The 11,206-nt window shown below is 55.5% G+C and carries 11 protein-coding genes; 6 read left to right on the plus strand and 5 right to left on the minus strand.

Going from position 1 to position 11,206, the window contains the following annotated elements; genetic code table 11:
* Window positions 1–118: 118 nt before the first annotated feature.
* Window positions 119–436, plus strand: a complete 318-nt coding sequence (locus LKE08_RS04185) for a TIGR03985 family CRISPR-associated protein (protein ID WP_324702938.1) — start codon at window positions 119–121, stop codon at window positions 434–436.
* 358 nt (window positions 437–794) lie between these two features.
* Here the strand turns inward: LKE08_RS04185 and LKE08_RS04190 are convergent, their stop codons facing one another.
* Together LKE08_RS04190 and LKE08_RS04195 are read right to left on the minus strand one after the other, a co-directional pair.
* Window positions 795–1,778, minus strand: coding sequence for a heme o synthase (locus LKE08_RS04190; RefSeq protein WP_324702939.1), 984 nt, complete (start codon window positions 1,776–1,778; stop codon window positions 795–797).
* Between the two features lie 126 nt (window positions 1,779–1,904).
* A complete protein-coding gene (locus LKE08_RS04195) occupies window positions 1,905–2,840 on the minus strand; it encodes a heme A synthase (RefSeq protein ID WP_324702940.1) in 936 nt (311 codons plus the stop codon).
* 516 nt (window positions 2,841–3,356) lie between these two features.
* Between LKE08_RS04195 and LKE08_RS04200 the strand changes: the two genes are divergently transcribed.
* The 3 genes from LKE08_RS04200 (at window position 3,357) to LKE08_RS04210 (ending at window position 6,898) form a co-directional block, all read left to right on the plus strand.
* Entirely contained in the window at window positions 3,357–4,364 is a 1,008-nt protein-coding gene (locus LKE08_RS04200) for a cytochrome c oxidase subunit II (protein WP_324702941.1), read from the plus strand.
* Window positions 4,365–4,447: 83 nt separating this feature from the next.
* Window positions 4,448–6,184 (plus strand): cytochrome c oxidase subunit I, encoded by a 1,737-nt coding sequence (ctaD, locus tag LKE08_RS04205; protein WP_324702942.1) that lies wholly within the window; start codon window positions 4,448–4,450, stop codon window positions 6,182–6,184.
* Window positions 6,185–6,274: 90 nt separating this feature from the next.
* Window positions 6,275–6,898, plus strand: a complete 624-nt coding sequence (locus tag LKE08_RS04210; protein WP_324702943.1) for a heme-copper oxidase subunit III — start codon at window positions 6,275–6,277, stop codon at window positions 6,896–6,898.
* A 97-nt stretch (window positions 6,899–6,995) separates the two neighbouring features.
* Here LKE08_RS04210 and LKE08_RS04215 read toward each other — a convergent pair whose 3' ends face one another.
* The gene (locus tag LKE08_RS04215; protein ID WP_324702944.1) at window positions 6,996–7,538 is read right to left on the minus strand and encodes a hypothetical protein; all 543 of its coding nucleotides are present in this window, start codon (window positions 7,536–7,538) and stop codon (window positions 6,996–6,998) included.
* A gap of 375 nt (window positions 7,539–7,913) precedes the next feature.
* Here LKE08_RS04215 and LKE08_RS04220 point away from each other — a divergent pair, with 375 nt between their 5' ends.
* The gene (locus LKE08_RS04220) at window positions 7,914–8,630 is read left to right on the plus strand and encodes a PEP-CTERM sorting domain-containing protein (RefSeq protein ID WP_324702945.1); all 717 of its coding nucleotides are present in this window, start codon (window positions 7,914–7,916) and stop codon (window positions 8,628–8,630) included.
* Window positions 8,631–8,757: 127 nt separating this feature from the next.
* Here the strand turns inward: LKE08_RS04220 and LKE08_RS04225 are convergent, their stop codons facing one another.
* Window positions 8,758–9,021: a hypothetical protein gene (locus LKE08_RS04225; RefSeq protein WP_324702946.1), complete on the minus strand. Its 264-nt coding sequence runs from the start codon at window positions 9,019–9,021 to the stop codon at window positions 8,758–8,760.
* 153 nt (window positions 9,022–9,174) lie between these two features.
* Here LKE08_RS04225 and LKE08_RS04230 point away from each other — a divergent pair, with 153 nt between their 5' ends.
* Window positions 9,175–10,059, plus strand: a complete 885-nt coding sequence (locus LKE08_RS04230) for a DUF4114 domain-containing protein (protein ID WP_324702947.1) — start codon at window positions 9,175–9,177, stop codon at window positions 10,057–10,059.
* 122 nt (window positions 10,060–10,181) lie between these two features.
* Here the strand turns inward: LKE08_RS04230 and LKE08_RS04235 are convergent, their stop codons facing one another.
* Window positions 10,182–11,105, minus strand: coding sequence for a sensor domain-containing diguanylate cyclase (locus LKE08_RS04235; protein ID WP_324702948.1), 924 nt, complete (start codon window positions 11,103–11,105; stop codon window positions 10,182–10,184).
* Window positions 11,106–11,206: the final 101 nt, after the last annotated feature.

Raw genomic sequence — 11,206 nt, forward strand, 5'->3', positions numbered from 1 at the left:
GGAGATTTGACCGCTACTTTGGCTGGTGCAAACCTGTCAGGGCAAGTCGGATCGTTGAAGGAAGAATCTCCGTCGCTGTCTTCGCGGGGAGTGTCAACTGGAACGGGCATTGTTGATCGTGCGGTTTTCTCCGAAATTTGCCCGCTGGTATGTGGATTATACCCGACACCACGAGACGTTTCAACCGATCGCCTACAAAAATTTAGAAAAACTGCTGCACCGGGAGATCGAAGATCCCCTGGAACGGGCGACCATTTTGCACGTCCTCAAACAGCGATCGCCCAACGATTCTTACTACCGAGGTTGGATCAGGATCGGCGATATCGACCTATTGATGCGGCTGCGAGAGTGGCGATCGCAGGGGGAAGTGATCGCGCCCCTGGCCGTCCGCCAGCAGTTGAAAGAAGAGGCGTTGCAGGACCTATCAAATTATTGATTAATAATTAACAATTAATCATATAAAATGCGGGCGATCGGTGAATCGTGATCGAACGACTTATGACGAAGGGCAACCCTATAGCAACGAGGGCTGGCGTGGTAACACGCCGGGAATGATCAATCTCCCGACTCCCGACTCCCGACTCCCTTTTATAGGTTTTGTAACTATACGAGCGGGCACTGCTATATAAGGTTGCCCCCACAGTTGGAAGGGGGGTTGGGGGATGGCGATCGATTGGCAGTCAAACGTATGATGACTGATTATCCGAACTCGATCTGAGGAGTGAGGAGTCAGGAGTGAGAAATTTCTTTCTACTCCCTACTCCTTATTCCCTAGCCAATCGGAATGCCGACAATTACAACAACGCCATCGCGCTTCCCATCCAGGTTTGCAGGTTTTCGCCCAACGCCATCGTCATTTGGTGGGTCGCCGGGAGGCTGTCAACGACCATTCCCGCACACAATAACATCATGTAGAAGATGGAATATTTGAACAGCGATCGCGCCACGTCCCGGTCTTCGGGAGTTTGCAACAACTGCCAAGCTTTTTGGATGAAAATCGCGCCCAACCACAGGGCGATCGCGGCGTAGACCGCGCCGCTGGTCCCCAACGGGTACACCAACAACAAAGTCGAGGGGATCAGGATCAGAGTATAAATCCAAATCTGTTTCGCCGTCGGTTCGTCCCCTTCGATGACGGGCAACATCGGCACGCCGACATCCCGGTATTCGTCCCGGATCATGATCGCCAGGGCCCAGAAATGGGGGGGAGTCCACAGAAAGATAATTCCGAACAGCAGCCAAGCCGTCCAACTCAACTCGCCCGTCACTGCGGCCCATCCCACCAGGGGAGGAATGGCGCCGGCCGCGCCGCCGATGACGATATTTTGGGTGCTGTGGCGTTTCAGCCAGTGGGTGTAGATGGCGACGTAGAAGACAATTCCCGACATCGCCAACAAAGCGGCCAGCAGGTTGGCGAAGACCGTCAGCAGGGTGAAGGAGGTGACGGCCAGGGCGGCGGCGAAAATGAGGGCGTCCCGGCGTTTGACCCGCCCGGAGGGGATCGGGCGCCAGCGGGTGCGTTCCATGATGTGGTCGATATCGCTGTCGTAAATGCAGTTGATCGTGTTGGCCGAGCCCGCCGCCAGGGTTCCCCCCGTCATCGTCACCAACAACAGCAGGGGATCGACCTCACCTTCCGCCGCCAACCACATCCCCGCCGCCGTGGTGATCAGCAACAGCAAAATAATTCGGGGTTTGGTGAGTTGATAGTAACTTTTGAGGACTTGTAACGGGTTGTCGTGGAGTCGGGATGGATTGGTGTGAATGATATCTTGCATGGATGATTCCGTGTTAAAAGAGTTCGTCGGAACTGGGGCGATCGCAAACAAGTCGGATCGGCGCCCATTCCAAAGCGTCTGAGGTGGAGGAGTGCGATCGCTCTGAAATGATAGCGGGGAAACCGATCAATTGCCCAGAACGCGGGATTGGGATAAATGACGGATGCCGCGATCGCGCAGTCCCAGCACCGTCAGGGCGACCAACAGTCCCAGCAAGGTCGCCCCCACCGCCTGGTGGGCCACCGTCAGGGGTTCAACTTGCAGGTGCACTTTGAACGTGGCGACTCCCAAACCGATCTGGGCGACGACGCAGAAGCCGGCCCAGTAGGCCAGACGCCGGAGGATCGGGTTGAGGGCGGACGTCCGCCAAGCCAGGGCGACTACCCCCAGCGTCATCAGGGTGGCCGGGACGACGCCGAGGATGTGGCCGTTCATCACCCCGCACAGTTGCGCGACCCCCAAACACTGGTGCAGGGCCCACTGGGAGGCCACCAGCCCCCCGGCGAGACTTTGCAGGTAAATCAGAACCGCCGCGGCCAGACCCACCCAGGGCAGGCGTCCGGCGTTGCCGGTGCCCCAGTAGGGCATCAGGGAACAGCCGATCGCGATCAGGGTGCAGAAAAACAGCAGCGCCGTCCCCAAGTGGGCGGTGACGATATCGAACCGCAACAGTTCCGTCACAGTGAGCCCGCCGAGAATCCCCTGAAATAGAACCAAAAACAGGGCGAACGTGGAGGCCCAGGGCAGCCAGTTGGGCAGGTCCCGGCGGTGCCACCAGGAGAGTCCCGCCAGTGCGATCGCCCCCAGGCCGATCAGGCCCGCATCCAGCCGGTGAAACCATTCGAGGAAGACTTGCAGGTTCATCTGGTTTGCGGGAACCAGTTGACCGTAACACAGCGGCCAGTCCGGGCAGGCGAGTCCCGCGTTCATCACCCGGGTGGCGCTGCCAATCGCCATCAACAGCAGCGTGGCGACGCTCAGTTTCCAGACGAGGCGACGGATTCTTTCTTGAGGCTGAGTTTGGGATGAAATCCCGGCAGTCTTGAGGACAGTGTTGGCCATGAGTTCCACCTGATCGAAGGACAGGATTGGGGTGGGTCAAAGGTGCCGAAGTCCAGGGGGAATTCCCCAAAGTCGGCAGGGTCGGGCGGTCAAAATTTGACTCCGGCCCGGGTACGCGATCGCCCGAACCCGCCCCCATCCCCAATCCTCGGATTTGATTTGATAATTCTTACCGATCTACCTTAGCGGTGCAACCCGAATCTGAACGGGGTTTTAGAAAGTTTTCGGATTTTAATCGCCTGTTGCAAAATATTACAATTTTTAACATTTATTTTAAGTTTTGTGTGTTTCGCGATGCGGGGGGAGCGGCCCGATCCCAAAAAAAATCTGAAGACCCGATCGCAAAGCCGGTGTTTTTTTTTGTGATCTGCTTTACCTTGGGAAGGACGGCTGCGAGCTGACAATTGGAGGCACTTGTCAACAATTCTGCTTCCATCCTTTAGGATCGAAAGCTGTACGCAAAGATGCACTTCCGCCCGGCCTCGGAATCGGAAGTGTCCAATAAGGAGGTATTCGGTGAATATTCCCAGCTCGATCTTAACTTTGCTGGTCGGGATCGCAATTACCCTCATCAGCCTCTGGTACGGTCAGAATAACGGCCTGTTACCCGTGGCGGCTTCCCCGGAAGCGGCGGAGGTCGATCGCCTGTTCAACCTGATGATGACCATCGCCTTCGGCCTCGTCTTGCTGGTGGAGGGGGCGCTGGTCGTTTCCCTGATCCGGTTCCGCCGCCGTCCCGGCGACGACACCGACGGCCCGCCCGTGCACGGTAACATTCCCTTAGAAATCGTCTGGACGGCGATTCCGGCGGCGATCGTTTTGGCGATCGGTATTTACAGTTTCGAGATTTATAACCAGATGGGGGGACTCGATCCGATGGCGTCGGGGTCCCATTCCATGCAGGCCCACGCCAAACTGTCCGGGGCGGCGATCGCGGCACCGCTCCCCGGGGAGGAGGATTCGACCCCTTCTCCCAAACAACTAGCCCTGGGCATCGGGGCATCTCCCGAAGAAATGGGTTCCCCGGCCGATCTCACCGTCAACGTCAACGGCTTGCAGTACGCCTGGATTTTCAACTATGAAGATCTCGGAGTCATCTCCGGGGAACTGCATATGCCCGTCGGCCAGGAAGTGCAGTTGAACATCACCGCCCAGGACGTGATCCACGCCCTCTGGGTCCCCGAACTGCGGCTCAAACAGGACGCCATCCCGGGACGCACCACCCAACTGCGGTTCACGGCCAACAAGCCGGGAACCTACAACGTGGTTTGTGCCGAACTCTGCGGCGGCTACCATGGTTCCATGCGGACGACGATGGTGGTTCACACGCCGGAAGAGTTTGAAACCTGGGTGTCGGAAAATAGCTTCGCCAACAACCCGGACGGGCAACCCGCGCTCGCCCAAAATCCGGCCGAACTGTCTGAGGCGGAATATCTGGCCCCCTACGCGGCCGAAGTGGGCGTTGATGTGGATGCGATCGCCCATTTGAAACACCACGCCCAAACCCCAGTTGTCGGGCTTTAGCCCCAAAATCAGGAGTCCGAACACAGAACAGAGAAAAATTCCATTCACTTTTCACTGTTCACTTTTCACTTTTCACTTTTCTTATGGCTCAAGCAAACATAACCGCCGACACTTCCATTCATTACGAAGAAAGCGATCGGCACTGGAAGGACTTTTTCGGATTCAGCACCGATCACAAAGTGATCGGCATCCAATATCTCGTCACCTCCTTCATCTTCTATTTGATCGGGGGGGCGATGGCCGGGATCGTGCGGACGGAACTGGCGACCCCGGACGCGGATATTGTCGCCCCGGAAATGTACAACAGCCTGTTCACCGTCCACGGAACGATCATGATCTTTCTGTGGATTGTCCCAGCCGGCGCCGGGTTCGCCAATTATCTCATCCCCCTGATGATCGGTGCCAGGGACATGGCGTTTCCCAAACTGAACGCCGTCGCTTTCTGGCTGATTCCTCCCGGCGGCCTGCTGCTGCTGGCCAGCTTCCTGATCGAGGCGCCCCAGGCGGGCTGGACGTCCTATCCCCCCCTGAGTCTGGTGTCGGGGAAAGTCGGGGAAGAAATTTGGATTCTCAGTATTTTATTGTTGGGAACCTCATCCATTTTGGGGGCGGTCAATTTCTCCGTCACCATCTTCAAAATGCGGATTCCCAGCATGGGGTTGAATGATATGCCCCTGATGTGCTGGGCGATGATCGCGGCTTCGGCGCTGATCTTGCTTTCCACCCCCGTCCTCGCCGCCGCCCTGATCCTGCTGTCGTTCGACTTGCTGGCGGGTACCAATTTCTTCAATCCCACGGGGGGAGGCGATCCCGTGGTGTACCAGCACTTATTTTGGTTTTATTCCCACCCGGCGGTTTATATTATGATCTTGCCCTTCTTTGGCTTGATCTCGGATATCCTGCCGGTGCACGCCCGCAAGCCCATTTTCGGCTACCAGGCGATCGCCTACTCCAGCCTCGCCATCAGCTTTTTGGGTCTGATCGTGTGGGCGCACCATATGTTTACCAGCGGCACCCCGGGCTGGCTGCGGATGTTCTTCATGATCACCACCATGATCATCGCCGTCCCCACCGGCATCAAGGTCTTCGGCTGGCTGGCGACCATTTGGGGCGGCAAGCTGCGCCTCAACAGCGCTATGCTGTTCGCGATGGGCTTCATCGCCACCTTCGTCATCGGCGGTGTCACGGGAATTATGGTGGCGTCGGTCCCCTTCGATATCCACGTCCACGACACTTACTTCGTGGTCGCCCACTTCCACTATGTCCTGTTTGGGGGTGCGGTTTTCGGCATTTTTGCCGCCATCTACCACTGGTTCCCCAAAATGACCGGGCGGATGATGAATGAAACCTGGGGGCGGGTTCACTTCGTCCTCACTCTGATCGGAGCCAATCTGACGTTCATGCCGATGCACGTTTTGGGACTCCAGGGGATGCCCCGCCGGGTCGCCATGTACGACCCCCGATTCACGGATCTCAACGTCGTCTGCACCATCGGTACTTATATATTGGCGGTTTCGACGTTCCCGTTTATCATCAACGCGGTTTGGAGTTGGTTCAAAGGGCCCAAAGCTCCCGGAAATCCCTGGGATGCGTTGACGCTGGAGTGGATGACGTCTTCTCCGCCGCCGATCGAAAACTTCTACGGGACGCCGGTTTTGAGAACGGGTCCCTACGACTACGGTACGAAGAAGACCTTGGCAATCCGCGCCCGTTTGAAAGAGATGGCCGGCAGCGCCCCGCCCCGGGCAAAAGAAGTCGGCGTCCCCCTTTCGGAAGCCCAATCTTCATCGCTGTTGGGCGAGTCGGAGGATTCGGAATAATCTCGAATTGTTCCTGAAGAAATGGGAGGGCATCCGCCCTCCGTCTCGGGCGCGATCGCCCGTTTGTATTACTACTCGGATTAAAAATTCATGCAAGGTTCAACAGTTGACGAGTCTCAAACCGTCCTCGGTTATCAACAGGAAACGGTCGGTTCGGAAGGTCATCACGAAGAACACCCCGATCACCGCATACTCGGAGTGGTGGTTTTCCTGGTGGCGGAAAGTATGATCTTCCTGGGGATGTTTTCGGCCTATTTGATCTATCGGGCGATGTCCGAACAGTGGCCACCGGAGGGGATCGAGCGGGAATTGCTTTTACCGGGTATCAATACGCTGATCCTGATTTCGAGCAGTTTCGTTATGAATCGCGGCAACAGGGCGATTAAGAAGGACGACGAGGCGGGTTTGCGGGTCTGGTTCGCGGCGACGGCGATTATGGGGATTGTCTTCTTGGCGGGCCAGATCTACGAGTACAGCAGTTTGGAGTTCGGGTTGACGACGAACCTGTACGCCAGTTGCTTTTACGTTTTGACGGCGTTTCACGGCCTGCACGTTACTTTCGGCGTCCTGCTGATTTCGGGGGTGCTGTTCCGTTCCCGAAAGGCGGGTCACTATTCTCAGGAGTCCCACTTCGGCCCGGAAGCCGCCGAGTTGTATTGGCACTTCGTGGATGTGATCTGGATTATTTTGTTTATCTTGCTCTACCTGCTTTAAGGTAGCTTCACAGTTTTCGTATTTTTTCGACCCCGGTTCGGGGTTTTTTTGTGGCAATTTGAGAGTCCAACTCACCCTACACCCTACACCCTACACCCTACACCCGGCGCACGAGGTGCGATCGCCAGTTGACGATGTTCTCAAAATCGGCTTCAGACCAGTTTTTGTAGTAGTCGGTTTCTCGGAGGCGATCGCTGGCGGTTTGCAGGTGGCTGAGTTTTTGAATCAAAACGAGGGTGTAGCGGCCGTTGCTGGTGTCGGTGTGGCTGAGGGTGGTGGCGGGATTGCGGGGACAGTCCGCCAAGGCGACGAGATCGAATGTCGCCAGGATTTGATTGAGATCCCGGATGCGGCGATCGAGGTGTTGCGGGTCCGCGACGTCGGTGGGGGCGACGAGGATGAAAACGTCGAGGTCGTCCCCCCACCGCTCGGCGGCAACGATCGCGGTATTTTCCAGGTTGTCGCAATTGAAGGGGGCGATGGGTGCGCTGTCGCGGATCGCGACCCGGTTTTCGCTCCAGGCTTTTCGGCTGAACGGACAGGGCGGCAGTCCGCCGAAGTTGGGGTGGGGGACGCTCAAGAACGTCTCAATCCAGTGGTGGAGGTGTCGGCGAACTCGGGCGATCGAGATAGTTTCCATGATCGATTTGAACTCTTGGACCGGCCGAATTCTAACACGACCTGACCCGAACGAGAAAATTTGGGAAATTTTCAGACCCCGTCCCTGACGGGCCAACTCGATCAAGCTGAATGACTCCGTATTTTCACTATCAATGGAGCGAAGTTGTTTATTGATCAAGCTTAATAACTCCGTATTTTCACTATCAATGGAGCGAAGTTGTTTATTGATCAAGCTTAATAAATCCGTATTTTCACCCTTCTTTGATCGGATTCGCAAAACCATTTGTCTGTTTACGAAGCTTCAGTAAAAGCTCCCTTCGAGCATTGACTGTTTCCATCAGATTGTGCCAATATGTAAATAACGAACCAGACCTACTCAAACCAGGGATTGACCATGAAAACTCAAATCTTTGCTTCCATCGCTGCTCTTCCTTTTGCTTTAGCCGGTGTACTTTCCGGAGCCGGTGCTGCTAACGCTGCTGGTTTTGGTGAATTTCAAATCGGCGGTGGCTTTTTACTTCCTGGTGGAATGAGCACAGTGACATTAAGCGATGAGGGATTAGACTTTAACCCCGAGCCGATCACTCCGATCGGAATTACATCTGCTACAGGCATCTTTGAAGGTTTTGACACGGCCAGTATTGAAGACTTCACGGCTCAAGACTTCACGACTTTACTCTCGCCTGTTCAAGTTGAAGGTGGCAACTCTTTCATCGACTTTGGTAACAGTGATCTGGGTTGGGGTGGTCTATCAACTCTAGCGAACGCTAGTATCCAGGACGGAGTAGACACTTTTGAGCTATATCAAGCCAGCTACCGGCTCTCAGAGAGTAATCCACAATATGGTTTAGTGAGTATTAATGTTGACCTCTTCGGAGACTTTAACATTGGTGGTCAAACCTATAAGGGTGCCGGCAACCTGACATTCCAAAAGGTTGGTACAACTGTTGCTGAAGTTGAAGCCTTACTGGCAAGTGGTGATCTGATCGAGGGTATGACTTTCTCTGGCGCTGCGTTTACCACTTCCGTTCCCGAACCCGCCACCGTATTCGGTCTCGGCGCCGTTGCCGTCGGTCTGGTTGCCAGCCGCCGGAGCCCGAAAAACTCCTAAGTCCCGAGCGCGTCGCTGGATACATTGATGTTGTTACAAAAATTAATTGTTGTCGAACCAATCGATTGGCCGGTCTTGACAGGCGATATTGTGAGGACGGGGGGTGAGAACCTCTCGTCCTTTATCATCAACTTGGGTTGATATCAAATCCGGTTAAATACTGGTGCCGATGGTTCTCGTTGTCTCCTTTCTCGGGCTGGCTGAATTCTAACACGACTTGAGGCGATCGCGAAAGTGCCGCCATCTCGGACGCTGCCTCCGATTCCTGGAACCCCGGACATTGGGGTTGACGGTCGGGATGGGAGAGAAGTTTGGGAAACGGGAAAAGGGTGGGGAGGTATGGGATGGTCAATTCTTCTAATTTATTACCATAATTTAACGTTTTTGTCAACCTGCGATCGGGTGTTTTTCGAGGTCAATTTCCGAATGTTTACCGAGTTGATCACCGGGGCGCACATATATCAAGTTTGATAATTCCGGATTTTCACTATCAATGGATCAAGGTCTGGTAAAGCCATCCGTGCATTTACGAAGCTTCTGTAAAATGTCCATTTTAGCGTTGACCGTGATTATACGGCTGTGCCAATATGTAAATAAGAAGAAAGACCAAACAAGGGGTTCGATTCTCATGAAAACTCAAATCGTTGCTTCCATCGCCACTCTTCCTTTAGCTTTGGCCGGCGTATTTTTAGCCCCCCAATCTGCGGGAGCCGCCGACTTCGGCACGAGCTGGGATGGATCTGGATACTCGCTCCAAGAGTTACTCGATGGCATCACCACCGACGGTCCGGGGGTGGACACGGTAAATGACCAAACCGGTTATGAGTGGTTTACAAGCACCGCCACCGGCAATAGCACTGCCAGCTTCATGTTCGAGATTGCGGGCTATGCACCGGACAATATCTTCGGTATTTACAATGCGGCGGGGACAAAAATCCAATTATTTGGCGGAGCCAACGATGAGGGGGATAGCTCTTATTTCACCTTCCTGGCCGACGGTTCGGTTTCGGTTTCTACCATTCCATTTGCTCCCGGCGCCAGTGTACCCACCACTTCACCCTCATACAACTTCTACACTGACTTTGGCAACGAGTTTGGTTTCTATCTGACCAACGGAGGCGGCCAAACCTTCTACACGCAAAACGCCCTAAACAACGGAGGCTACCAACAAGCTGTCGTTTACGAGGGAGACGATGCAACCACGATGGCTTTACCGGGTAAGGCACCCGGACTCTTCACCGACAACGAATTTATCATCGCGTTCGAGGATTTGTGGGTGGGCGGTCACACCGATCGCGACTACAATGACTTGGTGGTCATGGTGGAATCGATCGCGCCGGCCAGCGTTCCCGAACCGGCCACCTTATTCGGTCTCGGCGCCGTTGCAGTCGGTCTGGTTGCCAGCCGTCGGAGCCAGAAAAACTCCTAAGTCCGGAACCGATCGCTGGGTGCATTAATGGTGTCAGAAAAATTAAATTGTTGTCGAACCAATCGATGGGCCGGTCTTGACAGCCGATATTGTGAGGACGGGGGATGAGAATCTCCCGTCCTCTACGAATTTGCCCAAAAATCCGAACCGCCGGCATCGCCAAAAACCACATGGGGGAGTCCCTTACGTTTGGCCTGATACATGGCGCGGTCGGCTTCGTCCAACAACTGTTCGGGGACGGCGGAGGGGGACTGGCCGATCGCGATCCCGATACTGGTTGCGATGGTCAGGGTCGTCTCCTGAAGCTCGATCGCCCCTTGCAGCACTTGATGGATGCGATCGCCGACTTCGATGGCATCTGCAATTTCCCGGATCGGTTCGAGGAGGATGACGAATTCATCCCCCCCCAGGCGGGCGACCAAATCCGTGTCGCGGATGCAGGTTTGCAGGCGTCGGGCGACAATCTTGAGGACCCGATCGCCGGCGGCGTGACCCCAGCTATCATTGATCTTCTTGAAGCCGTTGAAATCCAAGAACAAAATGGCGAACTTGGAAAATCCGTCGCCCGGTTCCCGGGGCTGACAGACTTGGCACAGGCGTTTCATCAGGGCAGTGCGGTTGGGCAGGCCGGTGAGGGTATCGTGCAGGACGTCGTGTTGGAGGCGGTCGGCGATTTGCCGGTGTCTCGTCAGTTGAGTTTGAGCCTCCCGATACAATTCCGACTGCCGGATGGCGATCGCGAGTTGGTCGGCGAGCCGCCGCAAAAACGAAGGGGTCGCCAGATCCCAATTTTGGGCCCGGGGGTGGGCGCGGACCATCAACAATCCCCAAACCTCGGCCGTCCCGTCCCCGCCGGATCGCATGATGGGGGCGTCGAGGGTGTAGGGCCCGTCGGGGGAGGGTTCCGAAAGGGGTGTCCTGGCTTTCCGCCGGCTTCGCGCGATCGCCGTACCCGCCCCGTCCGCATCGAAGCGAAACACCGTCACGCGATCGGCGTCCAAGGTCTGCCGGATGGTGGTGACGGCGGTGGTCAAAATTTTTTCCAACTCCAGGGACTGGCGGACTTGGTGGTTGATACTCTGCGGGTTAAAACCACGCAGATTCTTAAGTAATCCAAAGCTGGATTCTCAAAGGCATTATCAAAGTG

Source organism: Lyngbya sp. CCY1209 (genome assembly GCF_035615495.1).
In the GTDB taxonomy this organism is placed as follows: Bacteria; Cyanobacteriota; Cyanobacteriia; order Cyanobacteriales; family Microcoleaceae; genus Limnospira.

Coding starts and splice junctions, on each gene's coding strand:
- LKE08_RS04190 (WP_324702939.1), bottom strand. CDS start 1,778: ATGCAAGATATCATTCACACCAATCCATCCCGACTCCACGACAACCCG.
- LKE08_RS04195 (WP_324702940.1), bottom strand. CDS start 2,840: ATGGCCAACACTGTCCTCAAGACTGCCGGGATTTCATCCCAAACTCAG.
- ctaD (WP_324702942.1), top strand. CDS start 4,448: ATGGCTCAAGCAAACATAACCGCCGACACTTCCATTCATTACGAAGAA.
- LKE08_RS04210 (WP_324702943.1), top strand. CDS start 6,275: ATGCAAGGTTCAACAGTTGACGAGTCTCAAACCGTCCTCGGTTATCAA.
- LKE08_RS04215 (WP_324702944.1), bottom strand. CDS start 7,538: ATGGAAACTATCTCGATCGCCCGAGTTCGCCGACACCTCCACCACTGG.
- LKE08_RS04220 (WP_324702945.1), top strand. CDS start 7,914: ATGAAAACTCAAATCTTTGCTTCCATCGCTGCTCTTCCTTTTGCTTTA.
- LKE08_RS04230 (WP_324702947.1), top strand. CDS start 9,175: ATGTCCATTTTAGCGTTGACCGTGATTATACGGCTGTGCCAATATGTA.